Source organism: Streptomyces lateritius, from assembly GCF_014649715.1.
In the GTDB taxonomy this organism is placed as follows: Bacteria; Actinomycetota; Actinomycetes; order Streptomycetales; family Streptomycetaceae; genus Streptomyces; species Streptomyces lateritius.
Map to the genome: position 1 here is coordinate 220,511 of NZ_BMTO01000007.1, position 24,368 is coordinate 244,878.

A 24,368-nucleotide genomic window follows, 5' to 3' on the forward strand; every position below is an offset into this window, starting at 1 on the left:
AGCAAGGTCAAGAAGGACCTGCTGAACGGCCTGAGCGTGGACGCGAGCCGACCCGAGCAGCCCGTCCTGCTCAGCGCCGCCGGCGAACCCATCCGTACCTGGCAGGAGAACTACCCCTACGACCGGAAGGTCCGGCGCGGCGAGTACGAGCGGGCCAAGCGGATACTCCAGATCGAGATGCTCAAGCTGCAACGCTGGGCCAAGGAGACCGGTGCCCGGCTGATCGTGGTGTGCGAGGGCCGGGACGCCGCCGGCAAGGGCGGCACGATCCAGCGGTTCACCGAGCGGCTCAACCCGCGCGGCGCACGGATCGTGGCCCTGGACAAGCCGACCGAGCGGGAGGCAGGGCAGTGGTACTTCCAGCGCTACGCGGCTCATCTGCCGGCTCCCGGTGAGATCGTGTTCTTCGACCGCTCCTGGTACAACCGGGCGGGCGTGGAACGGGTCATGGGCTTCTGCACCGACGAGGAGTACGCACTGTTCCTGCACCAGTGCCCGCTCTTCGAGCGCATGCTGGTCGAGGACGGCATCCACCTGTTGAAGTTCTGGTTCTCCGTCTCCCGCTCCGAGCAGCGCACCCGCTTCGCGATCCGCCAGGTGGACCCGGTACGGCAGTGGAAGCTCTCACCCACCGACCTGGCCTCGCTCGACCTCTGGGACGACTACACCGCCGCCAAGGTCGCCATGTTCAGGGCCACGGACACCGCACACGCGCCCTGGACGGTGGTCAAGAGCAACGACAAGCGGCGGGCCCGCCTGGAGGCCATGCGCAGCCTGCTGTCGCGCATCGACTACGAGAGCAAGGACCCGGCCGCCGTGGGCGAGCCGGATCCGCTCATCGTCGGCGCGGCCGACACCCTCCTCGAACCCGGCGAGGAGACCTCCGCCCTCTCCCCCACGCCTCTGGTCCCACGCCGGGAGGGTCCGGGAGAACACCCGGACACCTCGGAAAGCTGAAAACCCCCGCCCACCCCCGGCCCGCCCTCGGCGCCGGCGGTACCTCAGCGGCCGTAGGCATCCCGGCAGAGCTTGACGATCCCCGGGGCGACGACGCCGTCTGCCTGACCACACAGTCTCGCCATCTGGGGCGGACGGGGCTTGGGAGCCGGCCGGCCCGTTCGCGGGGTGCCGATCTTCGGCGGAGCACCGTACCGCTCGGTCCGGCGGGGCACGGACGTGCGAGTTCGGGCGGGCTGCGCCCTTTTCCGCCGCGGCTGGGCGGTGGCCGGCGTCTTCTTCTTCGGCTCGGTGCCGGGATCGGTGGACTCCAGCACCTCCCGCGGCGGAGCCTGCCGGGGCTCGGGCCAGGTCGGCAACGGGGACGGGGGCCGGTCGGCGGCCGGGGCGAGGCCTGCCGGGCGGCCATGGGCGGGCGGCGACGCGGGCTGGTGATGGACGGACACGCAACCGCTCATGCTCAGGAGCGCGGCGAGGATGAGCGACGGGGCCGCCTTTCGGAGGTGCATGAGGCCACGCTGCCGCAGGTGGTGACGGCCCGTGAGCGAACACGCGGCCATCCACCGGGACGAGTGACCGCAGGGTCGCTTTCGGAGGCGGGTTCAGCGGCGAAGGGGCGGCGTTCTCGGAGCCGGCGGTCGCCGACGCGCGGGGTCTCGGCCGGACCGTCGGACCGGCCGAGACCCGTCCGTGGTGTACGGCGGGTGGGGGTCGGTCACGTACCGCAGGAGGGCGCCGGCGGCGTGGCGCCGAGCTGGATGAGCGCGGGGGCGGGAGCGCAGCAGCCTCCGCCGTCGGCCGCCCCCTCGGCCGCCTCGCCGGTCTCCGGCTGGTCGAAGAGGCCGGCCCCGCCGCAGACTCCGGTCTCGGGCAGTACCAGCTCGACGCGCTCGGCGGACTCACGGTCGCCGGCGATCGCGGCGACGACGGAGCGGACCTGCTCGTACCCGGTCAGGGCGAGAAAGGTCGGGGCGCGGCCGTACGACTTCATGCCGACCAGATACACGCCCTCCTCCGGGTGCGACAGCTCCTTCACCCCGTGCGGGTACACCGTGCCGCAGGAGTGCTGGTTGGGGTCGATCAGCGGAGCCAGCTCGACCGGGGCCTGAAGCCGCTCGTCCAGACTCAGGCGGAGTTCGTCGAGGAAGGACAGGTCGGGGCGGAGGCCGGTGAGGACGATCACCTCGTCGACGGGGCCGAGCCGGTGGCCGTCCTCCGAGACCAGCACGAGCCGCTCGCCGTCGCGCTCGATCGCCTGCGTACGGAAGCCGGTGACGGCGTCGGCGTAGCCCTCGTCGACCGCCGCCTTCGCCGCGAGGCCGAGGGCGCCTCGGGCGGGGAGCTGATCGGCGGTGCCGCCGCCGAACGTGGAGCCGGAGATGCCGCGGCGCAGGATCCAGGTGGCATGCGTGCCGTCGCCGTCCTCGGACTTCGCGAGGTCGGCGAGCGAGGCGAGGGCGGTGAAGGCGGAGGCGCCGGAGCCGATGACGGCGGTGCGCTTTCCGACGTAACGGGTTCTGGCCGCGGGGTCCTTGAGGTCCGGGACGCGGTAGGAGATCCGGTCGGCCGCCGCGCGCTCACCGAGCGCCGGGAGCCCGTCGCCGCCGGCCGGACTCGGGACGGCCCAGGTACCGGAGGCGTCGAGGACGGCGCGGGCGAGGATCCGCTCCTCGCGGCCGTCGGCGTACTGGACGTGGACGGTGAAGGGGCGGGTTTCGCGGTCTGCGTCGACGATCCGGTCACGGCCGGCGCGGGACACGCCGGTGACGCGGGCGCCGACACGCACCTTGTCGCCGAGAACGTCGGCGAGCGGCTGCAGGTACCGCTCCGCCCAGTCGCCGCCCGTGGGGTACGCCGCCGTGTCGGGCTTGGTCCAGCCGGTGGGGGCGAGCAGCTTCTCGGCGATCGGGTCGGTGAGTTCGCCCCAGGTGGAGAAGAGCCGGACGTGCGCCCACTCCCGCACCGCCGCACCCGCCTGCGCCCCGGCCTCCAGGACCAGCGGCTCAAGGCCCCGATCGACGAGATGGGCGGCGGCGGCCAGACCGGCGGGCCCGGCGCCGATGACCACGACAGGCGGCTGCTCGGTGGCGGTGGCGTTCATGACGTACCCCTTAGCTGTTTCGACATCTGTCGATCTCTTGCTCGCCCAGCATGGCACTTGATTCGATGAGCGTCAACATAGACACTCATCGATCCAGAGAAGACCCGTGCGCCGTCGGCCGCTCGTACGCGATGCCACCGTGACCGTGATTCGACGTGTGTCAACATAGACGCATGTCGAACGTGAAGGCCTTGCCGCTGCTGGAGCCCGCCGTCGAGCCCTGCTGCCCTCCTCTGAACGAGCGACCGCTGACGGCCGACGAAGCCGAGCGGACCGCCGTCATGTTCAAGGCGCTCGGCGACCCGGTCCGCCTGCGGCTCTTCTCGGCCGTCGCCTCGCACGAGGGCGGCGAGGCATGCGTCTGCGACATCTCCGACGTCGGCGTCTCCCAGCCGACCGTCTCCCACCACTTGAAGAAGCTGAAGGAAGCGGGCCTGCTCTCTTCCGAGCGTCGCGGCACGTGGGTCTACTACCGCGTCGAACCGGCCGTCCTGACCGCCATGGGCCAACTGCTCACCAAGGCCGCCACGGCGTGACGCCGCGGTCGCCGAGTCTCGGGCGGCACGAGCCGCCCGGGTCCCCGACGACGGTGCCCCGCGCCTTCGGAGAAGGGCGGGGCACCGAGCGGCCACACGGCAGGGCTACTGCCGCGCGGCGGAGAACTTCTTGCGCCAGGCCAGGGACACGTACACCAGTGCGACGAGCACCGGCACCTCGATCAGCGGGCCGACGACACCGGAGAGCGCCTGGCCGGAGGTGACGCCGAAGGTGGCGATGGCGACGGCGATCGCCAGCTCGAAGTTGTTGCCGGCGGCCGTGAAGGCGAGGGTCGCGGTGCGGTCGTAGTTCAGGCCGATGACCTTGCCGAGCGCGAACGTGCCGAACCACATGAGCGCGAAGTACACGAGCAGGGGGAGCGCGATCCGCGCCACGTCCAGCGGCTGCGACGTGATCGTCCTTCCCTGGAGGGCGAAGAGGACGAGGATCGTGAAGAGCAGGCCGTAGAGGGCCCAGGGGCCGATCTTCGGCAGGAACGTCGCCTCGTACGACTCTCGCCCCATCCGCCGCTCGCCGATGCGGCGGGTCAGGAAACCGGCCACCAGAGGCACACCGAGGAAGATGACGACGTTGAGCGCGATCTTCCACATCGAGATGTCGAGGGTCTCCCCCTCGCCGAGGCCGAGCCGGCCGGGCAGCAGGTCGAGGTAGAACCAGCCGAGCAGGCCGAAGGCGACGACCTGGAAGACGGAGTTCAGGGCGACGAGGACCGCGGCGGCCTCGCGGTCGCCGCAGGCAAGGTCGTTCCAGATGATCACCATGGCGATGCAGCGGGCGAGGCCGACGATGATCAGGCCGGTGCGGTACTCGGGCAGGTCCGGCAGGAAGATCCAGGCGAGGGCGAACATGAGCGCCGGGCCCAGGATCCAGTTCACGACCAGCGAGGACAGCATGAGCTTCCGGTCGCCGGTGACGGCGTCCAGCTTGTCGTACCGGACCTTGGCGAGCACCGGGTACATCATGATCAGCAGTCCGACCGCGATCGGGAGCGAGATGCCGCCGATCTCGACCGTGGCGAGCGCGTCGTTCAGGCCGGGGATCAGCCGCCCGAGACCCAGGCCGAGGGCCATGGCCAGGAGGATCCAGACGGCGAGGAAACGGTCGAGCGTCGACAGCTTCGCGACGACCGAGGCTTCCTCGGTCGTCGCGGGCGCTTGGGTGGGGGTCACGGACAGGCCCTCTTGTTCTCTGCAGCGGTACGGGCGGTCTCGGCCAACTCGGCGAACCGACCGGCAAGGGAGGCGATGACGTCCGGACGGAGCTTGTAGTACGTGAAGCGGCCGCAGGGCTCGGTCTCCACGACCCCGGCCTCCCGCAGCACTCTCAGATGGTTGGAGAGGTTCGTCTGCCGGGCACCCGTCTCCTCCACGAGGTGAGTGGTGCACAGCGTCTCGCGGGCGAGCAGAGTCACGATCTGGAGCCTCAACGGGTCGGCCAGAACCCGGATCAGATCAGTGTCGACTGACGTCATCATGGGCTGATACTGTCACATCACCCGCCGCTGACACCAGCCGGGGATGACTCGTCGGAGCCCGCCGCGTCCATCCCCGCCACGAAGGAAGAACCGATGACCACCGCTCCGCTCGCCTCCGTGCTCTTCGTCTGCGTCCACAACGCCGGACGCTCGCAGATGGCCGCCGGATTCCTGAACCACCTCGCCGGCGACCGCATCGAGGTCCGCTCGGCCGGCTCCGTTCCGGGCGACCAGGTCAACCCGTCCGCCGTCGAGGCCATGAGGGAGGTCGGCGTGGACATCTCCGGCCAGAAGCCGAAGGTGCTCACCACCGAGGCCGTCCAGGCGTCCGACTACGTCATCACCATGGGCTGCGGCGACGCCTGTCCGGTCTTCCCCGGCAAGAAGTACCTCGACTGGGCCCTCGAAGACCCGGCCGGGCAGGGCGTCGAGGCCGTCCGCCCCATCCGCGACGAGATCAAGGTCCTGACCGAAGGCCTGATCGCCGAGATCGACACACAGGGCGAGGCGTGAGCCGCGCGACGGGCGCGCGGCCGACCCTGTGATCGGCCGGTGACGGCGAGACCCGGAAAAGCCTTCGTGTGGCCGTTCAGGGACCCGCGAGGATGAAGATCAGCTCTACACGTCCCGGCCTCTCGCCCTGGGGTTCGTGCACGCGGTACAGGATGGTGATCGCGATGCCCGTGTCCGTGGCCGGCTCGGTGGTGAGACGGCGGAGCTCGAGGGCCTGAACCGGCTCGGCCGTCGACGCGGGAGTCCTTGGGTCGGCGGCAAGCAGCGCCAGGGCGTCGTGCACGGCTCGGCGACCGCCGGGCGACAGGTGAGCGAACTCGGCGTACAGCCGTCGTGGCACCTGGACGTTCCAGTGGGTCACGCGGCGCCCTTGTCGAGCTCGGCCCACAGATCGTCGACGCCCATGAGGTCGGCCTCCCCCGCGACGGAAGCGCGCACGGCTTCCGCGACTTCGGGACGCCGGGTCCGCAGGGCGACGAGGTGACGGGCCTGTGTGATGACGGCCGTCTGCTCGCGCCCGAAGCGAGCGGCGTCCAACCGCGCGTTGAACGCGGTGAGTTCGGCGGAGTCGATGACCGCGAGGGCCGCGCGGAGCTCGGCGAGGGTCTGCGGGCCCTCGTCCGGTTCGATTCGGTACGGGTTCGCGTACGTCTGCGTCGACGTCTCGTGCGGCAGCGCGCTCATCCTGTGGCCTCCTCGTCTCGTGCACAACCACCGTACGACGTGCGACGCGCTCGTGGGGAGGCCACGGAGCTCGGAGAATCGACTCCGGCGGCGCGGCGCGGCAGCGGCTGCGCGGAGTCACCAGGCCGGACTCGTAGGCGGCGACGACGAGTTGGGCGCGGTCACGGGCGTGGAGTTTTGCCATGGCCCGGTTGACATGGGTTTTCGCCGTCAGGGAGCTGATCACCATACGGTCGGCGATCTCGTCGTTGGACAGGCCCTGCGCGACGAGGGCGACGGCCTCGTGTTCCCGGTTGGTCAGCTTCTTCAGCCCCGCCACGGTGTCGGTGATGCGCGGCTGGGTGACGTACCGGTGGATCAGTTCGCGGGTGATGGACGGGGCGAGCAGGGCGTCGCCGCGGGCCGCGACACGTACGGCGTGCAGGAAGTCCTCCGGCACGATGTCCTTGACGAGGAAGCCCGCCGCGCCGGCGCGCAGCGCGTCCAAGACGTAGGCGTCCATGCCGTAGTTGGTGACGATGACGACATGCACCCCGGCCAGGGACGGGTCCGCCGCGATGCGGCGCGTGGTCTCGATGCCGTCCATGACCGGCATCTGGATGTCGATGAGCGCGACGTCGGGCAGATGGTGCTCGGCCAGGACCAGGCCCTCTTTCCCGTCGCCCGCCTCGGCCACCACCTCGATGTCGTCCTCTAGGTCGAGGAGCGCGCGGAATCCACTGCGTATGAGCGGCTGGTCGTCGACCAGCAGGACACGGATCACGACGTCCGGTCCACGGGGAGTTCGGCCCGGACGGTGAACCGCCCTCGCCGCGCGGCTCCGCGCTCAGGCGACCGCCGAGGGCGGTGACGCGTTCGCCCGTCCTGTGCTCGTCCGCGCACCCTAGCCGGATGCCGCCACGGCCGAATCCCTCTCGCGGACGAGCGGCCGACTACCGCGCACGCGGTAAGCGCGCGCCTACCCGCCGCGTCCGCAGCAGCGGGGTGAGCCGACGGCGGCAGCGCGAAGTGCCTGCCCTTGCGGGACGACCGGCGGCACGCACGGCGACATGCTGGGTCGCCATCCGAACCTCGGAGACGAGACGCGTGAAGCGCGTGAAGAAGGAGAGAGCCATGAGCGCATCGGGAGCCGTGGAAACGGTCCGACGTGGTGTCGCGGCGGCCGGAGCCGCCCTGTTCGGGGTGTTCGCGCTCGCCGCACCGGCGGCCACGCACGCCTCGGTCCAGGCGGCCGCCGCCGACGTGTACACCATGAGCGCCGGGCGGCTCGGGGCCACCACGGCCGCGGTCCTGGCGCTGATCGGAGTGATCGTCGCCGGGCGCCACCCGCACGCCTTCCTCCCTCGACGCGCTCGGGCAAATCACCCTTTCGGCACAGCATGACGACGGGGCCGTCCTGGGCACACCCGGAGCCCACGCAACGACCAGGAACCGGTCCGGATGGGCCCGTCGGCGGGGGCGGCGTCGGGCTCGCCCTGCCGGGGTCGAGCGCAGTTGTGCCACGCCGACTGCCGACCGACCATGAGGGTACGTAGGGAGGCCGATGCAATGAGCGCGGTGTACGCGGCCGAGGACGCCGACTTCCGCGGCCCCCTCGATGTGACGAAGGCGGCGACCGCCGTCCTGGACGCCGACGGCACCGTCGTGGGCTGGGGCCCGGCGGCGACCGCGCTGCTCGGCTACCCCCCGCACGAGGCGGTGGGCCGTCCCATCGGGTCGTTCATCGACGACCACCCCGGTGTCGCCGCCGCGACGGCCACGCCCCTCCCGGGCACGGCGCACGCCCGGCGCCAGGTGCTCCGCATGCGCCACCGGGACGGCCATGTCGTCCGCGTGGCGACCACGAGTCTCCCGCTCTCCCATACCGGGACCGGGCCCGCGAGGCTGCTCTCCCTGGCGGAGGCGGACGAGACGGAGCGGTGGGAAGCCCTCCAGTCGATGCTCCGGGGCCTGGTCGACCAGTCGCCGATCGGCCTCGCCATCTACGGCACCGACCTGCGTGTCGTATGGACCAACCGCGCCCTCTACCTCGAGATGGGCACCACCCAGTACGCCGGACTCGGCCCCGACGAGATGGTCGCCGACGGCGAGGTCCTCTCCGAGGGGTACCCGGCCACGCTGGAGGAGATCATGCGCCGGGTGATCGTCACCGGTGAGCCCGTCATCGAACTCCACTACAGCGGCCGCCCGCCCTCCGACCTCGAGCACGACCACGTCTGGTCCTGCTCTTACTACCGGCTCCAGGACGCGCACGGCACCACCCTGGGCGTGTGCGAGGAGTCGGTGGACATCACCGACCGCTACCTCGCCCAGCAGCGGCTGGACCTCCTCGTACGGGCCGGCGGCAGGGTGGGCACGTCCCTGGACATGACCCGTACGGCACAGGAACTCTCGACCGTGGCCGTCCCGCAGTTCGCCGACGGCATCACGGTCGACCTCATCGACGTCGTCCTGGAGGGCGAACAGCCGCCCCCCGGAACGGCGACCGCCAGGCGTCTCGTACGGGTCTGGGAAGGGCCGGCCGGACCGGCGGCGACGGACGACGGCCCAGGCACAGCCCCAGACACTGGCATAGGCACAGCCACAGACACAGGCGCCCGCACCGGCCCGCCCGGCCGGACCACTCCGCCCGAGCCGGTCGTCCACCCGCCGGACTCGCTCCAGGCCCGCTGCCTGGCCGACAGGCGCCCCGTACTGGAAGGCCCGACGCGCACGGACAGCGGCGTGCACTCCCGGCTCGCCGTACCGCTGTGCACCGAAGTGTCCCCGCTCGGCGTCGTCACCTTCTCCCGCGACAGCCACCCGGACCCCTTCGAAGCCGCCGATCTGCTCGTGGCCGAGGAGCTGGTGGCCCGAGCCGCCGTCAGCATGGACAACGCCCGTCGCTTCACCCGTGAGCACACCGCGGCCCTCACCCTCCAGCGCAGCCTGCTCCCTCGGTACCTGCCGCGGCTGACCGGCGTGGACGTCGCCCACCGATACCTGCCGGCGGACAGCAGGGCCGGAGTCGGCGGCGACTGGTACGACGTGATCGCCCTGTCCGGTACGCGCGTCGGCCTGGTCGTCGGCGACGTCGTCGGCCACGGTGTGCGCGCCGCCGCCACCATGGGCCGCATCCGTACGAGCGTGCGCGCGCTCGCCCGGCTCGACCTCCCGCCCGACGAACTCCTCGCCCGCCTCGACGAAGTCATCACCCAGGACGCCCACGAGCAGGCCGCGGTCCAGGCGGAGATCGACGACGCGGCCTTCGGCGTGACCTGCCTGTACGCCGTGTACGACCCGGTGACCGGGCGGTGCAGCATGGCCCGCGCCGGCCACCCGCTGCCCTCCGTCGTCGACCCCGTCACCGGGGCGGTCACGCACCCCGACCTGCCGGCCGGACCGCCGCTCGGCCTCGGTGGCCTGCCGTTCGAGAGCGGCGAGTTCACCCTCCCCGAGGGCAGCGTGATCGCCCTGTTCACGGATGGGCTCGTCCAGGGCCGGGACCGGGACCGGGATGCCGAACTCGCCGCGCTGCACAGCGTCCTCGCCGAGCACGACCGCCCCCTCGACGACCTGTGCGACCGGATCGTCGCCACGCTGCTGCCGGGCCCCGTCGACGACGACGCCGCGCTCCTCCTCGTACGCACCCGGACCCTGGACAGCCACGAGGTGGCCGCGTGGGACCTGGCCGACGACCCGGAGGTGGTGGGCCGGGCCCGCTCGCTGGCCACCGGGCAGGTCGGGGCGTGGGGGCTGGACGGGGACCTCTCCTTCACCACCGAACTGGTCGTCAGCGAACTCGTCACCAACGCCATCCGCTACGCCTCCGGCCCCATCCAGCTGCGGCTCATCCGCGACCGCACCCTGATCTGCGAGGTCTCCGACACCGGCCACACCTCGCCCCATCTCCGGCGTGCGGGGAGCGAGGACGAGGGCGGCCGCGGCCTGTTCCTCGTCGCGCAGATGACCCAGCAGTGGGGCACCCGCTACACCGCGACCGGCAAGACGATCTGGGCCGAACAGCCGATTCCGCTGTGACGCCCTCATCGGCGGCACCGAACCGCCGGACGAGGACCGGGCCGTCCGGTGCCGACAGCCGAGCGCTGAGGGTCACCTGGTCGTTGCGGCGGGCTTGCCCCAGGTCGGTGAGTACCGGCGCACGACGTGGCGGCGGTGGCGCACGCCCGGCAGCGGCCGCCGCGCCGCTGCCCGCACCTGCCCGTAACTCATTTAGGGGGTCGGCGACGGGCATGCCCTCCGGGCCGCCGGCACGACGCAGCACCTTCGTGATCCGCACGGCAGGGGCGGCCGCGACCGTCGCCGCCCGCTCCCTCACGCCCACGTCGCGGGCCAGGCCGACCACCACCGGCGTGCCGCCGGGCCGCAGCGGGTCGCGCATGCGGGTGGGGGCCGCTTCGAAGTCCATGTGATGGATCGTGCGCAGGGCGACAGCCCCGGGGAACGGTGCGCAGGATGCCCGGACGGCGAGCGAGGTTGGCGTTCCAGTACGACTCGGGGGGCGGCCGGCGCACCGGATCATCGGAGTAGGCCGCCCGCGCGCGCCAGAGGCGACCCTCGACAGCAAGGACCCATCCGTGAGCATTCACTCCTGCGGCCTGCAAGCCTTCTGGCAGGGGGCGGGGCTTCGGCGGACCGCGCGGTGATCAAGGTCGTCCGGGCCTGAGCCGGGCTCCCCCGGCTTGCGCTGCGCGCCGCGTGGGGCAGGTGTAGAGAGGAGGTGTGTCGCAGCGCCTACGAGGTCCACTCCGGTCGACGCGAGCCGGTCATGCGAAGGTGGCCATCCCGATCGCGCTGATGGTGGCGGTTGTCGTGATCGACGTGCTCGCGCCGCCCGACATTCACCTGGGGCCCCTGTTGGTCGCGGCTCCGGCGATCACCGCCTCGTTCGCCGGCCCCCGGCTGACGGGGGCGGTCGCCGCCCTCGCGGTGGTGGCCCAGGCCGTCATCGCGGTGCTGCGCGATCGAGGTGAGCTGTTCTCGGCGAACCACCAGGCGCAGATAGCGTCCCTCGTCGTGGTCGGATCGAGCCTCGTGTTCTTCTGCGTGCTGCGGGAGCGCCGGGCGAGACAGCTGACGCAAGTGAAGTACGTGTCGGAGACCGCCCAGCGGGTCGTCCTGAGGCCGCTGCCGAAGCGGATCGGACCCCTACGAGTCGCCTCCGTCTACCTCGCGGCGGAGGCCGAGGCCCAGATCGGCGGTGACCTCTACGCGGCCGCGCGCACCCGATCCGGTACCCGCCTGATCGTGGGTGACGTACGGGGCAAAGGCATGACCGCCGTCGGTGACGCCGCTCTGCTGCTGGGCGCTTTCCGGGCAGCCGCCCATCGCCAGGCGAGTCTGGTGGAACTGGTCACGTACCTCGACGGAGCCGTGTGCTGGGACCTGGCCGAAACCGGTGAGGCGGAGCAGTCCGGCGAGACCTTCATCACCGCCGCCGTTCTCGACATCCCCGATGACGACAGCAGAGTCGACATGATCGACTGCGGGCACCCACCGCCGGTCGTCCTGCGCCACGGCCGTCCTGTGACCATCGACGCCTACCAGCCCGCGCCTCCCCTGGGTCTGGGCGACCTGGCGAACCGCCGCTACCACGTCGACAGCTTCGCGTTCGAGGTCGGTGACCTCCTGCTGGTGTACACCGACGGGGTCATCGAGGCTCGCGACCCCGTCGGCGCGTTCTATCCCCTCACCGAGCGCATCACCGGCTGGAACGAGAGCGGCCCCGACGCGTTCCTGCGTCGCCTGCGCCGGGATCTGCTCGACCATGTCGGCGGACGGTTGGGCGACGACGCCGCCATGATCGCGATCGAGCGCTCCACACCGCCGTGAACCGCCCCTACATTCGCTCACACGTTCGTTTTCAGTGGGTAGGCTGAATGTTATGCACGCACATCTCCAGGCCTCGCTGTTCGACCAGGGCGACGACATGCGGCTCGGACCGCTGCACGACGTACGGCGGCGTGAGCTGGGCAGCGGCGCGTGGATCGACCTGCTGCCAGCCTGGCTGACCGGCGCGGACGCGCTGTTCGAGGAGCTCGCCGCAGGGGTCCCCTGGCGGGCCGAGCGGCGGCACATGTACGAGCGGGAGGTCGACGTACCCCGGTTGCTGGCCTACTACCGGGAGGGTGAGCCCCTGCCGCACGCGGTGCTCGAGGAGGCCCGTTCCGCCCTGAGCGCGTACTACGCGCCGGAGCTGGGCGAGCCCTTCGTCACGGCCGGTCTCTGCCTCTACCGCGACGGCCGCGACAGCGTGGCCTGGCACGGCGACCGCACGGGGCGCTCCGCGACGCAGGACACCATGGTCGCCATCCTCTCCGTGGGCGACCCCCGCGACCTGGCGCTGCGCCCGCGCGGCGGTGGCGCGGCGGCCCTACGGCTGGCGCTGGGCCATGGCGACCTGGTGGTGATGGGCGGCTCCTGCCAGCGCACCTGGGAACACGCGATCCCCAAGTCCAGCCGCGCCGTAGGCCCCCGGATCAGCATCCAGTTCCGCCCGCGAGGTGTCGCCTGAGCCGGGGCCGGCCGCCCCCCGCCGACCGAGGTTGGGCCTCGGCCGCGTCCTCCAGCGGCGACACGCGGTGACCCGAGGTCCGTGGCGCACCCTTCGCGACCGGGCGTGCGAGACACCGGTCCGCCGGCTCACGGCTCAACGTGTCGAACTCCCCCGCCGACTGCTCGACCGGTGCCCTCTCCCTCGGCCTGGTCGCCCACCGCGCCGGCTCCGGACCGGCCGACTCGGCGCCGCAGCACGTGCGTTCACCGCTCGGCGTCTCACCGATCGCGCCGATTCGGGCGGTGCGAAGCGGTGTGCACCGTTCCGGCCACCTCCCTCCCCTCTCCGGGGCACCATGGGCACCGCCACGTATCCGCACGTACGACCTGGGGGAAACACGCATGCGAAAAATGACGGCGACCATGGGCGCCGCGGCCTTGCTGGCCGGCCTTGTGACGGCGGCCGGGCCGGCCTCGGCGAGCGCCGCCGCGGCCTGCGGACCCGGACCCACCGTGCTGCGGGCGCTGCCCGGCGCCGAGGTCGCCTGGCCGAAGGAGGGTGTCCGCGACCTGGGCCGGGGCGCCTTGGCCGTGGGTTCCTCCCGGGGCAAGGCGGTGTACTGGACCGGGACCACCGTGCACCGGGTGCCCGTGCCCGACAGCCGGGCGGAGAGCGAGCTCCTCGGTGTGAACGCGAGCGGGCTGATGACGGGCTGGTACCGGCCCTTCGGAACGACCACGCAGGTGGGCTTCACCTACCGGGCGGGGGACGCCTCCGTCACCGCGTTGCCCGACGGCCCGCGGTGGGGCGTGGAGCTGGACGTCAACGACTCGAACCGCGTGGTCGCGGGCGGGTACGGCGGGACGACGATCCGGGTCTACGCCGACGGCGTGGTGGAGCGGACGCTCACGATTCCCGAGGAGCTCGGCCCGGACGCGTACGTCTACACCGTGGGAGGCGTCAACGCGCGCGGCGATGTCGTCGCCACCGTGCAGAAGGTGGAGCCGGACACCGGCGGCCGCGTGGAGTTCTCCTACCCGGTGCTGTGGCCGGGCGACGGGGGCCCGGCGCGGATCCTCCCGCAGGCGGCCGGCGGTGGCAACACCAGTTGGGTGGCGGGCATCGCTGCCGACGGAACGATCGTCGGCAGCGACTGGTACGGGCCCGGCCACGAATGGACGCCGTGGGTGTGGACCGCGCCGTACGGCACCCCCGGTTTGTCACCGGGTCGCCTGAGCACGCACCCGTACGCGAGCCTGGACGGCGTCAGCCCCACCACCGGCGTGGCGGTCGGTACGGCTCGCTTCCACCCGGAAGAGGCGGTCAACGGCGCGGACCAGGCGGTGCTGTGGCCGGGTTCGGGCCCCGTACTGGCCCTGCCGGGACTGGCGGAGGGGAAGGCGAGCGAGGCGGTCGCCGCGTCCGACGACGACCGGGCCGCGGGCAGCGCGGTGAACGCCTCCGGCCAGACACGGGCCGTGGTCTGGAAGTGCGCCACGCGCCAGACGTACCTGCCGGACCCGAGCTGACCGGCCCGGGCCCGGCAGTCCCCGCCCCGGCCGCACCCCGGCGGCCGAGGCGGCCCCGTGACCGGGCGAGGCGACGTGTCAGTGGCTGTTGCCCGCTTCGGCCTACTGCCGGAACCGGAACCGGAACCGGATGCGGGGGCGGATGCGGGGGCGGGAACGTCGAGCTTCTCCGGCGACTGAGCGCGCCCGCTCACTCCTCGGCGGGTTCGACGGTCACCGTGACGGCGCGTGCCTGAAGCCGAACGGCCAGGATCCGCATCTCCACGAGTGTGCCGACGAGTCCCGCACCGGCGAGTTGGGTCGCCTGCGCCCGCGCTTCGGCCGGCGACAGCTCGCCCGCCTCGCGCAGGACCTTCAGGACCGGCACGAGGCTCGGCACGCCGCTGGACAGGCGAAGACGCGCCGCACCGTGCGCCTGGATCAGGGCTTGGCGGATGCTCTCCGGCGTCACGGAGCCACCGCCTTGCTCGCACCAGGCGTCCAGGCAATCGGCACACCCTCCTTCGGTGCCCCATCGGAGCCCGCCGCGATCGAAGAACTGGCCCACGTCGCACGTCGTGGTGCCTCCGCATGACTCGCACCGGCCTGTGACCCGCACTCCTTGCGTGATCACAAGCGAACTCCCTCGCGTCGCGGATCGACGCCGAGAGGATCCTCCCCGAGTGACCGGCTCCGGTCGACCGGCTCCGCCGCTCCGTGCCCCCGCCGGATCATCGGCCGTCGGGCGCTGGGGAGGGCGGCGGGCCCCAGGGGGTTTCCAGGGCCGTCCGTAGGGCCGCGACCGTCTCTCGGCCGATCCGGTCGGCGAGCTGTTCTTCCAGTCGTTCGAGGATGGCGACCGCCTGGCGATGGGTGCGTTCGCCTGACTCGGTGCGCCGGATCAGGCGTCGGCGTGCCGAGGCCGGGTCGGGAGTCTGGTCGAGCAGGCCGGCGGCGATCAGGCCGTGGACGGCCTGATGCGCGGTCTGACGGGTGACGCCCATGCGACGAGCCAGCTCGGACACCGTCGTGCCGCGGTCGTCCAGTACGGCGAAGAGCTGCGCCTGCGTCGGAGTGACCGGCATGGCCCCGGCCGCCTCGAGCGCCGCCAGCAGCCCTTCCTCGAACCAGCGGCGGGCGTCCCCCAGCAGCTGGGGCAGGTTGCGGCGGTTCGACTGCATGCGTTCCTCACGAGGGGGCCGGTTCGTGTCCAGCGCTTGATCACCCACACCTTCTCATGTCAGGCTTCCTGACATTCCGATGAAGGTCCATCCGAGGAGAAACCATGACCATCGAGTACGCCACCCGCCACCGGCGGGCCTCCCACATCCCCCCGGAGCCGGGAAGGCCCTACTTCATCGAGAAGGGCGAAGGCGACCGGGCTCACCTCTTCGGCGACCTGATCACCGTCTACGCCGGCGGCGAGCAGACCGAGAACACCTTCACCTTCTTCACCGTCGAGGGCCCCAAGGGCGACCTCATCCCGGCCCACCTACACGCCCACACCCACGAGGTCTTCTACGTCACCCAGGGCGCCGTCCGGCTGTTCGTCGAGGACACCGAGGGCGGCCAGCAGGAGAAGCTGCTCACCCCGGGCGACTTCGGCTTCGTGCCCAAGAACTGCCGCCACGCGTACCGCATGGAGCGCCACCACAGTCAGATCGTCGGCGTCGCCGCCGGCCCCGGCGGGACGTTCGAGCGCTTCTTCGAGAACCTGGGCGCGCCCGCGGAGCAACACGGCCTGCCGCAGGCCCCCGTCGTCCCGGAGCCCGGCAGATTCGCGACCGTACCGGAGCAGTTCGACGTACGTTTCCTGCCCGATCAGCAGTGGCGGACCCGATGACCACCACCGACTCCTCGCTGCGGGAGCTCATCGCCGCACCCCACCCCGACCTCGCTCCCTTCCCGCCTGCCGTGTCGCACGAAACGGGCGCACGCGAACTGCGCGGCGTTGGTATCCGGCGCGGCCGGCGGTCTCCCGGTCGGCCGGCGCGAACACCTCGGCCATGGCCGGTGGCGTCGAGGTGGTCGGCATCGGGGAAGACCGCGATGACGACACGGTGCGGAAGGGGCGTGTACGCATCCGCACGGCCGACCGGTCATGGCCGCAATGACGGCTTCCTGTCACATCCGGACACGGGTGGCGCGGCGGAGCGCGGCTTTGCATGATCATGCGAGATGATGCATACTCTTCCTATGTCTAAGGTCCTCACCTCCCTTCCCGCCGGCGAGCGCGTCGGCATCGCCTTCTCGGGCGGGCTCGACACCTCGGTCGCGGTCGCGTGGATGCGCGACAAGGGTGCCGTCCCGTGCACCTACACCGCCGACATCGGCCAGTACGACGAGCCCGACATCGCCTCGGTGCCCGGCCGCGCGAAGACCTACGGTGCCGAGATCGCGCGCCTGGTCGACTGCCGCGCCGCGCTGGTCGAGGAGGGCCTGGCCGCGCTCACCTGCGGGGCGTTCCACATCCGCTCGGGCGGGCGTGCCTACTTCAACACCACCCCGCTCGGCCGCGCCGTCACGGGCACCCTCCTGGTCCGGGCGATGCTCGAGGACAACGTCCAGATCTGGGGTGACGGCTCGACCTTCAAGGGCAACGACATCGAGCGTTTCTACCGGTACGGGCTGCTCGCCAATCCGCACCTGCGGATCTACAAGCCCTGGCTGGACGCGGACTTCGTCACCGAGCTCGGCGGCCGCAAGGAGATGTCGGAGTGGCTCCTCGCCCACGACCTCCCCTACCGTGACAGCACCGAGAAGGCGTACTCCACCGACGCCAACATCTGGGGCGCCACCCACGAGGCAAAGACCCTGGAGCACCTGGACACCGGCGTGGAGACCGTGGAGCCGATCATGGGCGTGCGGTTCTGGGACCCCGAGGTGGAGATCGCCACCGAGGACGTGACGATCGGCTTCGACCAGGGCCGCCCCGTGACGATCAACGGCAAGGAGTTCGCCTCGCCCGTCGACCTGGTGATGGAGGCCAACGCCATCGGCGGGCGCCACGGCATGGGGATGTCGGACCAGATCGAGAACCGGATCATCGAGGCCAAGAGCCGCGGCATCTACGAGGCGCCCGGCATGGCCCTGCTGCACGCGGCGTACGAGCGTCTGGTCAACGCGATCCACAACGAGGACACTCTCGCCCACTACCACAACGAGGGACGGCGCCTCGGCCGGCTGATGTACGAGGGCCGCTGGCTGGACCCCCAGGCGCTCATGGTGCGTGAGTCGCTGCAGCGCTGGGTCGGCGCGGCCGTCACCGGCGAGGTGACGCTGCGGCTGCGGCGCGGCGAGGACTACTCGATCCTCGACACCACCGGCCCGGCGTTCAGCTACCACCCGGACAAGCTGTCCATGGAGCGTACCGAGGACTCGGCGTTCGGCCCGGTGGACCGGATCGGCCAGCTCACCATGCGCAACCTCGACATCGCCGACTCGCGCGCCAAGCTGGAGCAGTACGCCGGCCTCGGCCTGATCGGCACCGCCAACCCCGCGATCGGTGCCGCCCAGGCGGCCGCGACCGGGCTGATCGGGTCCATGCCGGAGGGCGGCGCCGAGGCCATCGCCTCCCGTGGCGAGGTGTCGGACGACGAGGAGATGCTGGACCGCGCCGCGATGGAGTTCGGCACGGACTGATCCCCCGCGGAGAAGGCCGGCTCGGCGCTGTCGGCGCCGGGCCGGCCTTCTTGCGCCACTCGAGGTCGGCGGACCGCCGACATGCTCGGTCGGTGCGGGGGCGGGTGTCAGGTCAGTGCGTTCTCCCTGTCGCCGTCCGCGCGCGACCGGTCGTCCTGCCGGGCGGCCAGGACGACGAGCGCACCGGCGACGGCACCCGCGAAGTACGGCGACGGCACCAGCAGGACGCCGCCGATGAAGCACCACACCACGAGGCCCCAGCCGACACCGGCGGGCACGGCCACTCCGCGTCCGGCGAGGTGCCAGACCAGGCAGCCCAGGAGGATCAGCGGCACGGCGAAGCTACCGGGGCCGGCCCAGAAGGTGACCTGGTTCTGCAGGGACTCGCCCGCCGGATCGGCGGCGCCGTCCGCCAGGGCGAGCGGGACGGCCGCCCACATCCCCTGATCCACCCAGGCGACGATGTCCGCCCAGGCGAAGACGGCCAGCAACGACAGGTGCCCTGCGCCCAGCGTGATCATGATGCCGCTCGCCCAGCGCAGCAGTCGCTTACGGGTGCTCATGCTCATCAGGCCCCTTCGCCGTGCCGCGCCGCGAGGTCGTGACGGTCCCGCCAGGCTCGTTCCCACTCCCGGGTCAGGGCCGGGTAGACCACGACGTACCGGAAGGGCGCGATGGCGGCCAGGTAGATCCGCCCCCACCGTCCGTTGGGCTTGACGAGGACCGTCATCCGCAGCTCGTGGTCACCGTCCGCCCCCTGCACCCAGCCGAGGTGCATCACGGTGTGCACGGTCTTGTTCGCCAGTTCGCGCGCGGACTCCGTGGGGAGCTCGTATACGCCCCTCAGGGGCATGGCGTCACTGTCCTCGCCCCGTGGAGCATCGCGAAGGTCGCCGGGGAGGCGGTCGCGGAGCGAGACGACCCGCGCGCCGAAGCCGGCCGCCGGCTTGTCCCAGCCGAGGAGGGCGCCGAGCTTCCACCGAACGGCGAACAGGAACCTGACCGGCAAGGGCTGTCGCGCGAGCCCGCCGGACACCCGCATCGCCGTGAGCATCGCGGGGAAGTCGTCGGGCCCGGCGCCGGGGGTACGGAACGCCCACACGTCCTCGACCGCGAAGTCGGAGGTGAACTCGTGGATGCGCCACGGCCGCTCGGTAAAGGTGGACTTCGCGAGTCGCGCCACGCTTCGACCTCTCGTTCTGTACGGAGCCGTATATTCGATGTGTACGGTACCGTACACACTCCCCCCAGGACACCCCTCTCCGAGAGCAGGTGAGCAGATGCCTCCCGCCCCCCGTACACCGCGAAGTCGCTGGATCGAAGCGGGACTCGACGCCCTGGCCCGGGGCGGTCCCGACGCCGTCCGAGTCGAGGCCCTGGCCGCCGAGATGGGGGTGACGAAAGGCGGCTTCTACGGGTACTTCGACGGTCGTACCGCGTTGCTCGACGAGATGCTCGACGAGTGGGAGCACCGTTCCACCGGCGCCGTGCTCGAGCAGGTCGAGGCCGAGGGCGGGGACCCTGCCGAGCGGCTCCGGCTCGCCGGCCGGCTGACCTTCACGGACGAGCTGCACCGGATCGATCTCGCGGTCCGCGAGTGGGCCCGCCAGGATCCTTCGGTCGCGGCGCGCCTGCGGCGGATCGACAACACCCGGATGGAGTTCCTGCGCACGATGTTCGGGAGCTTCATCGCGGACCCCGACGAGGTCGAGGCCCGCAGCACCCTGATCTTCGCGCTGGCGATCGGTCGCCACTTCATCGCCGCGGACCACCCCGGCCGCACGCACCTGGAAGCCATCAACCTGGCCGGAGAACTCCTCCTGCGTCCCGCCCTGTGAGCACCCGACGAGGGCAGGGTCCCTGGGCGGGAAACGGGGCCGTTGTACGCGCGCGGCTGCGGGAGATGGCGGCCCGGGACGGCGGGCTGGAGCGCTTCGGGGCGAGCACCCACCGGTACGAGCTGACGCCGCCGCTGCCGGAGGCGGAGATCCGGGCGTTCGAGGAGGCCCACGGCATCGTCCTCCCGGCGGACTACCGCTCCTTCGTCGCCTCGGTGGGCAACGGCCCCGCCGGCCCAGCTCACGGGTTGATGCCGCTGACCACCCCTCGCCCGGACGCGGACGAGGAGTCCGCCGTGGACGACGAGTGGGCGGAGGACCGGCTTCCAGGCCGGCTCGCCGAGCCGTTCTCGCTCACCGAACCCCGGCCCGGCCCCATGGACAGCCTCGCCGACTCCTTGACCCGGGGCACGCTCACGCTGGCCGAAGAGGGATGCGGCATGTTCGTACGGCTGGTGCTGAACGGCCCGCGTGCGGGCGAGATCTGGCGCATCGACCCGGACTGGGGTGGCTTCGTCCCGGTGCACCCGGATTTCCGCGCGTGGTACACCGGCTGGCTCGCGAACCCCTGAACGCGGAGGCGGCTCCCCGCGCTGTTCTCAGATTCGGGCGATCAGGGCGTAACGCTCGTCGGTCACCGGGCCGCCCCAGAGGGTGGGGGCGCCGCTGAGATCGTCGAGGCGCAGGTCGGTGACGAGCGGGGCGATCGCGGTGGTCAGCTCGTCGGCGGTGACGCCCCCATGCCAGGGCAGGGTTTCGGCGCCGTCGACGTACGGCACTCCGCTCCGGCCGGCCTCGCGCCAACGCCCCTCGACCAGGATGAGGGTGCCGCCGGGGCGGAGACGGGCGACCCATCGGCGCAGAGCCCCCTGGGGGTCGGGCAGCGTCCACAGCAGGTGCCGGGACAGGAGCACGTCGAACCGATCGTCGCCGGTGGGCGGCAGCGCCGCGTCTCCCAGGAGGAAACGGCCTTCCAGGCCGGCCGTCCGTAGTTTGACGCGGGCTCGCTCGATCATCCGGGGCGAGAGGTCGACGCCCGTGACGTGGTGTCCGGCTTCGGCCATCAGCTCGGAGAGCGATCCGGTGCCACAGCCGACGTCCAGCACTTGCAGCGCCGCCTCGGCCGGCAGCCAGGAGGCGAGGCGTCGCGACCATGCCTCGCGCGTCTCTCGCCGGCGGAGGCCGTGATCGGGCTCCTCGTCGAAGAGAGGTGCGACGGCGTCCCAGTAGGTGGCGATGGCGGTGGGATTCGTCATGGGCCGATCCTGCCAGTGGGTACTGACAACGCGGCCGGATCTCCACCAGGCGATGGAACACCGAGGGGTTGGACACCCACCGGTGTCCAACCCCTCGGCGCGGCTCCGAGCCAGAGCGCTACTCCGGCTGCGTCACCGTGAGCGCCCACCGGATCGTCTCCGCGGACGCGTCGACCCCCACGGTGAAGGAACCGGGGCGGACGATGTGCCGACGGCCACCGGCCCGAAGACCGCCGGCGTCGTCACGACCACAGCCGCTTTGGAACGTCTCAGGCACACTCCCCTGTTGTCCGTCGTGGACCCCGCAGTGTTCTTCAGAGGTCGAACTCGATGTGCTCGAGATCGGTGAACTCCACCAGCAGACCGTCGGCGCGGCGGCCCCGGTCCTTGAAGTAGACCTCCTGCAGCCCCTCGGCGGCGATGTCGCGCAGGCGCTGCTCGGTGGCGCCCTGGTCGCGTGCGTCGAAGAGGCGGGCGGCGAACTCGGGTGGCAGGGCCACCGTGAGGTGGCGCATCCGGCCGTCGTCGGTGGTGCCCGGGGCGGCGGTGTAGCCGAAGCGGGCGCGGGTGTCGACGACGATGCCGTCGGTGGTGGCCGCCCTCTCCTTCGCCTTCGCGCGGATCTGCGGCTGCCACCGCCGGGTGACCTCGGCCGCCAGGCGGGCGGCGAGTTCGGGGCGGGGCCTCCTGATCTGGTCCTTCACGTACCGCTCCACGGTGCGCTGGGAGACGCCGAGCGCCTCGGCCGCCGCCCTGGTCCCCTTGAGCTGCTTGACCAGGTAACGCATCCTCGCACCGGCCGACTTCGGGACGGGGCGGGTGAACGCCTTCCGGACCGCCTGGTCGAGACCGTCCCCGAGCTGTGCCATGGCGGGCTACTCCCCGTCGTCCTGGTGCGTGACGTCGCCGTCCTTGATGTACCGGGCGAGGTTCAGCTCCGGGGCGTCGTACCGCTCCCGTACGCCCTCGCCCCACAGCACGCTCTGGGTGCCCTCGTGCTTCACCATGCCCGGGCTGACGCCGAGCCGGAAGCCGCCCGGCAGGGGCTTGCCGTCCTTGTACGGCAGGAAGTCGAGCGGGGTCGGTCCGTCGGCCGCGTAGACGGCGCAGTCGGACAGGATCGCGACCGGGTACTGGCCGGTGACGGCGGCGTGCCTGAGCAGCTTGCGGTGCATGTTGATCCGCGTGCGGGAGATGACGGCGGCGCGGATGTCGGGGCGCCAGGTCGGGCGCGACAGCGCCCGCCAGGGTTCGCCGGGCTTCCAGCCCTCTCCGCGCGGGCGTTCACGGAGCTTGCCGATGCCCCCCTTGACCGTCGCCTTGATCGCGGACAGGACGATCGCGAGCTGCGGGTCCACCTGCCGGTGGCCTTCCATGGCCGCGAGGAAGGCCTCCGGGGGCAGGTCGGCGGTGACGCCGAGGTCGGCCATCGTGGCCACGTACGCGTCGCGCAGCCGGTTGTACCAGCCGTCCAGGTAGCGGCCGTTCTCGTACCGGACGTACGCCTCGGCCGGCGCGACGTCGTAGCCGAGCTCCACCGCGTACGCGACGGTCGGCGTCGCGTACCAGGCCGGACCCTCCGGCCGGTCGCCCCTCGGCGTGAACGGGCTCGGCAGCAGGTCGCCCTCCAGCCGCCGCCACTCCTTGCCGACCACGACACGGGACAGGTCGACGTGCGAGAGGTCGACCAACCAGGCACCGGGCAGCTTCGGGTCGAACACGGGGTTCCTGACGTGCGTCGGCGCTCCCAGGCCCACGATCGTGCCGTTCGCGCCGGCGGCGAAGGCCATGTTGACGTCGATGCCGACCAGGTGCGGCTTGAGGCACTCGTCGTCCGTGAGCGGTCTCGCCCAGTCGTATGCCTCCTCGACCAGGACCTCGGCCGGCGTCCGCCGGTGGAAACGCGGCAGGTCGGCGAGGAGCGGGTGGCCGTCGGGGGCCTCGCACGGCGCGGGGTCGACCGGGTCCTTGCCCAGGCTGCCCGGGTTGTGCTCGCTGTGCCGTACGCCGTTCTCGTCCGGCTCGGAGGCGCGGGTCGGCGGGTGGAGCGCCGTCATCAGCTCCAGGCCGGTCACGGCGGTGGAGCCACGCGGCGTCATCACCCGGGAGGCGTAGACGCCCAGGAGTCGGGCCAGTTCCGCCGGCGGAAGCGTGGCGGCGGTGTCCCAGTGGCGGGGGTCGAGCGCGCCCCAGGACGGTACGCACAGCTGCACGCACGAGCGCTCGGAGCCGCGCGCGGGGCGGTAGATGCGCGCCCACGGGCCGAACCCGCGCTTCGTCAGCTTCCATTCGGCGCGCGCCAGCTGCTTGACGACCTTGTGGCCCTCCGGCAGCCGTCCGGCGAGCCGCTCCTCGTCGGTCAGCCGGACGGGCAGTCCGTAGCGCTCGCACGCGGCTTCGGTGAGCACGATCAGCGGGTCGGCGTCCTTGCCCGGCCCGGACAGCTTCGGCGCCCCGAGCTTCGCCTCGGTGAGGGTCCACTCGACCAGGCTCGCGACGGACTTCGCGGGCACGTCGAGGACCAGACCGCCGACGCAGTACGCGAAGACATGGCCGTTCTCGACCTCCACGACCGCGAGCGGGCCGTGCGCGAACCGGGAGCCGGTGGCGTCGGCCGGAGTCGCTGCCGATGCCGATGCCGATGGCGACGATGTCCTGGCGGCCGGGGTCCGGCGGGGGGCGGCGGCACGGGTGGGGCGCTGGGAGTTCCGGGCGGGGGGCGTGACCGCGGCCTCGGGCGCGGGAGGGCCGGAGGGCGCCCGCGGTGCCGGCGGCTCGGGCGCGGGGGGTGCCGTGGGTACGACGCGCGCGGCGGGTGCCGGGGAGGCGGGGGGCACGGGGGGCACGGCGGGGGTGAGCGCCTCGGGCGCCGTCGTCGGCTCGCCGGGCGTCGTGGGGCCGGCCGGGACGGGATAGAGCGCGGCGAGCTTCTCCAGGAGCCGCGCGTACGCCTCGCGCTCCGGCGGCCTCGGTTCGGTCCGACCCGCCTCCCAGCCGCTGACGGTCGCACGCCGCACCTTCAGTGCGCCGGCCACCTGGTCCAGTGTCAGCCCGTGCGCCTGCCGCAGCCGCTTGCGCTCCTGCGGCGGGGGCAGGGGGGACGCGGACGCGATCAGCGCGTCGACGGCGTCGAACAGTTCCGACATGGAACACCTCCAGGCCGTCACCCTACTGCCCGGACCGTACGAACCGCGCACATCAGGCGTGCGTGTCGCGTACCGATGGCGTACGCATCGCTCATCCCGCGACGGCCGCACGGTACGGGGGTGGGGGTCGCCACGGTCGATCCGCAGGGGGTGGTGACCCGATCGTCGCCCGGCACGTCTCGCCGGGCGACGATC

The 24,368-nt window shown here is 72.1% G+C and carries 25 protein-coding genes and 1 pseudogene; 12 read left to right on the forward strand and 14 right to left on the reverse strand.

Annotation, left to right across the window (positions count from 1 at the left end; all coding sequences use genetic code 11):
- Positions 1-18 precede the first annotated feature (18 nt).
- Positions 19-957, forward strand: coding sequence for a polyphosphate kinase 2 (gene ppk2, locus IE136_RS16230; protein WP_189600782.1), 939 nt, complete (start codon positions 19-21; stop codon positions 955-957).
- 44 nt (positions 958-1,001) lie between these two features.
- Here ppk2 and IE136_RS16235 read toward each other — a convergent pair whose 3' ends face one another.
- Positions 1,002-1,466, reverse strand: a complete 465-nt coding sequence (locus IE136_RS16235) for a hypothetical protein (protein ID WP_189600700.1) — start codon at positions 1,464-1,466, stop codon at positions 1,002-1,004.
- A gap of 206 nt (positions 1,467-1,672) precedes the next feature.
- Positions 1,673-3,058, reverse strand: coding sequence for an NAD(P)-binding domain-containing protein (locus tag IE136_RS16240; protein WP_189600701.1), 1,386 nt, complete (start codon positions 3,056-3,058; stop codon positions 1,673-1,675).
- Positions 3,059-3,231: 173 nt separating this feature from the next.
- Between IE136_RS16240 and IE136_RS16245 the strand changes: the two genes are divergently transcribed.
- Positions 3,232-3,594, forward strand: coding sequence for an ArsR/SmtB family transcription factor (locus tag IE136_RS16245; RefSeq protein WP_189600702.1), 363 nt, complete (start codon positions 3,232-3,234; stop codon positions 3,592-3,594).
- A 105-nt stretch (positions 3,595-3,699) separates the two neighbouring features.
- Here IE136_RS16245 and arsB read toward each other — a convergent pair whose 3' ends face one another.
- A complete protein-coding gene (gene arsB / locus IE136_RS16250; RefSeq protein WP_158993275.1) occupies positions 3,700-4,785 on the reverse strand; it encodes an ACR3 family arsenite efflux transporter in 1,086 nt (361 codons plus the stop codon).
- Positions 4,782-5,090, reverse strand: coding sequence for an ArsR/SmtB family transcription factor (locus IE136_RS16255; RefSeq protein ID WP_158993273.1), 309 nt, complete (start codon positions 5,088-5,090; stop codon positions 4,782-4,784). Before IE136_RS16255 ends, arsB begins: the two co-directional genes overlap by 4 nt.
- Positions 5,091-5,183: 93 nt before the next feature.
- Here IE136_RS16255 and IE136_RS16260 point away from each other — a divergent pair, with 93 nt between their 5' ends.
- A complete protein-coding gene (locus IE136_RS16260; protein WP_189600703.1) occupies positions 5,184-5,603 on the forward strand; it encodes an arsenate reductase ArsC in 420 nt (139 codons plus the stop codon).
- Between the two features lie 76 nt (positions 5,604-5,679).
- Here IE136_RS16260 and IE136_RS16265 read toward each other — a convergent pair whose 3' ends face one another.
- From IE136_RS16265 to IE136_RS16275, 3 genes and pseudogenes are all read right to left on the reverse strand, one after another.
- Complete coding sequence (locus tag IE136_RS16265; RefSeq protein ID WP_158993269.1) at positions 5,680-5,964, reverse strand: hypothetical protein; 285 nt, start codon at positions 5,962-5,964, stop codon at positions 5,680-5,682.
- The gene (locus IE136_RS16270; protein WP_189600796.1) at positions 5,961-6,287 is read right to left on the reverse strand and encodes a hypothetical protein; all 327 of its coding nucleotides are present in this window, start codon (positions 6,285-6,287) and stop codon (positions 5,961-5,963) included. Before IE136_RS16270 ends, IE136_RS16265 begins: the two co-directional genes overlap by 4 nt.
- A 109-nt stretch (positions 6,288-6,396) precedes the next feature.
- A pseudogene (locus IE136_RS16275) lies at positions 6,397-7,050 on the reverse strand (response regulator); the annotation flags it as partial.
- Between the two features lie 350 nt (positions 7,051-7,400).
- On the opposite strand from IE136_RS16275, the gene IE136_RS16280 reads away from it, so the two are divergent.
- The 5 genes from IE136_RS16280 to IE136_RS16300 all read left to right on the forward strand — a co-directional run bounded on the left by IE136_RS16280 (position 7,401) and on the right by IE136_RS16300 (position 14,312).
- Positions 7,401-7,670, forward strand: a complete 270-nt coding sequence (locus tag IE136_RS16280; RefSeq protein ID WP_189600704.1) for a hypothetical protein — start codon at positions 7,401-7,403, stop codon at positions 7,668-7,670.
- A 165-nt stretch (positions 7,671-7,835) separates the two neighbouring features.
- Positions 7,836-10,307, forward strand: coding sequence for a SpoIIE family protein phosphatase (locus IE136_RS16285; protein WP_189600705.1), 2,472 nt, complete (start codon positions 7,836-7,838; stop codon positions 10,305-10,307).
- 702 nt (positions 10,308-11,009) lie between these two features.
- Complete coding sequence (locus IE136_RS16290; RefSeq protein ID WP_373309074.1) at positions 11,010-12,119, forward strand: PP2C family protein-serine/threonine phosphatase; 1,110 nt, start codon at positions 11,010-11,012, stop codon at positions 12,117-12,119.
- 52 nt (positions 12,120-12,171) lie between these two features.
- Positions 12,172-12,801 (forward strand): alpha-ketoglutarate-dependent dioxygenase AlkB, encoded by a 630-nt coding sequence (locus IE136_RS16295; protein WP_158993259.1) that lies wholly within the window; start codon positions 12,172-12,174, stop codon positions 12,799-12,801.
- 383 nt (positions 12,802-13,184) lie between these two features.
- Positions 13,185-14,312 (forward strand): hypothetical protein, encoded by a 1,128-nt coding sequence (locus tag IE136_RS16300; RefSeq protein WP_189600706.1) that lies wholly within the window; start codon positions 13,185-13,187, stop codon positions 14,310-14,312.
- 190 nt (positions 14,313-14,502) lie between these two features.
- On the opposite strand, the gene IE136_RS35680 is transcribed toward IE136_RS16300, so the two are convergent.
- A complete protein-coding gene (locus IE136_RS35680) occupies positions 14,503-14,763 on the reverse strand; it encodes a hypothetical protein (protein ID WP_158993255.1) in 261 nt (86 codons plus the stop codon).
- A 259-nt stretch (positions 14,764-15,022) separates the two neighbouring features.
- Positions 15,023-15,472 carry a MarR family winged helix-turn-helix transcriptional regulator gene (locus IE136_RS16310; RefSeq protein ID WP_158993253.1) on the reverse strand — a complete coding sequence of 150 codons (450 nt, stop codon included), beginning with the start codon at positions 15,470-15,472 and terminating at the stop codon, positions 15,023-15,025.
- A gap of 104 nt (positions 15,473-15,576) precedes the next feature.
- On the opposite strand from IE136_RS16310, the gene IE136_RS16315 reads away from it, so the two are divergent.
- Both IE136_RS16315 and argG read left to right on the forward strand, forming a co-directional pair.
- Positions 15,577-16,134 (forward strand): quercetin 2,3-dioxygenase, encoded by a 558-nt coding sequence (locus tag IE136_RS16315; protein ID WP_189600707.1) that lies wholly within the window; start codon positions 15,577-15,579, stop codon positions 16,132-16,134.
- A gap of 353 nt (positions 16,135-16,487) precedes the next feature.
- Entirely contained in the window at positions 16,488-17,933 is a 1,446-nt protein-coding gene (gene argG / locus IE136_RS16320; RefSeq protein WP_158993249.1) for an argininosuccinate synthase, read from the forward strand.
- A 107-nt stretch (positions 17,934-18,040) separates the two neighbouring features.
- Here argG and IE136_RS16325 read toward each other — a convergent pair whose 3' ends face one another.
- Entirely contained in the window at positions 18,041-18,496 is a 456-nt protein-coding gene (locus IE136_RS16325; RefSeq protein ID WP_189600708.1) for a DUF6463 family protein, read from the reverse strand.
- Positions 18,497-18,501: 5 nt separating this feature from the next.
- Entirely contained in the window at positions 18,502-19,116 is a 615-nt protein-coding gene (locus tag IE136_RS16330) for a DUF2867 domain-containing protein (protein ID WP_158993246.1), read from the reverse strand.
- Between the two features lie 97 nt (positions 19,117-19,213).
- Here IE136_RS16330 and IE136_RS16335 point away from each other — a divergent pair, with 97 nt between their 5' ends.
- A complete protein-coding gene (locus IE136_RS16335) occupies positions 19,214-19,771 on the forward strand; it encodes a TetR/AcrR family transcriptional regulator (protein ID WP_198422535.1) in 558 nt (185 codons plus the stop codon).
- A gap of 65 nt (positions 19,772-19,836) precedes the next feature.
- The gene (locus IE136_RS16340) at positions 19,837-20,343 is read left to right on the forward strand and encodes an SMI1/KNR4 family protein (protein ID WP_189600710.1); all 507 of its coding nucleotides are present in this window, start codon (positions 19,837-19,839) and stop codon (positions 20,341-20,343) included.
- Between the two features lie 27 nt (positions 20,344-20,370).
- Here IE136_RS16340 and IE136_RS16345 read toward each other — a convergent pair whose 3' ends face one another.
- The 3 genes from IE136_RS16345 to tap all read right to left on the reverse strand — a co-directional run bounded on the left by IE136_RS16345 (position 20,371) and on the right by tap (position 24,173).
- Positions 20,371-21,027, reverse strand: a complete 657-nt coding sequence (locus tag IE136_RS16345) for a class I SAM-dependent methyltransferase (RefSeq protein ID WP_189600711.1) — start codon at positions 21,025-21,027, stop codon at positions 20,371-20,373.
- 314 nt (positions 21,028-21,341) lie between these two features.
- Positions 21,342-21,896 carry a telomere-protecting terminal protein Tpg gene (gene tpg, locus IE136_RS16350; protein WP_158993237.1) on the reverse strand — a complete coding sequence of 185 codons (555 nt, stop codon included), beginning with the start codon at positions 21,894-21,896 and terminating at the stop codon, positions 21,342-21,344.
- A gap of 6 nt (positions 21,897-21,902) precedes the next feature.
- On the reverse strand, positions 21,903-24,173 hold the full coding sequence (gene tap / locus IE136_RS16355; protein ID WP_189600712.1) for a telomere-associated protein Tap: 2,271 nt from the start codon (positions 24,171-24,173) through the stop codon (positions 21,903-21,905).
- Positions 24,174-24,368: the final 195 nt, after the last annotated feature.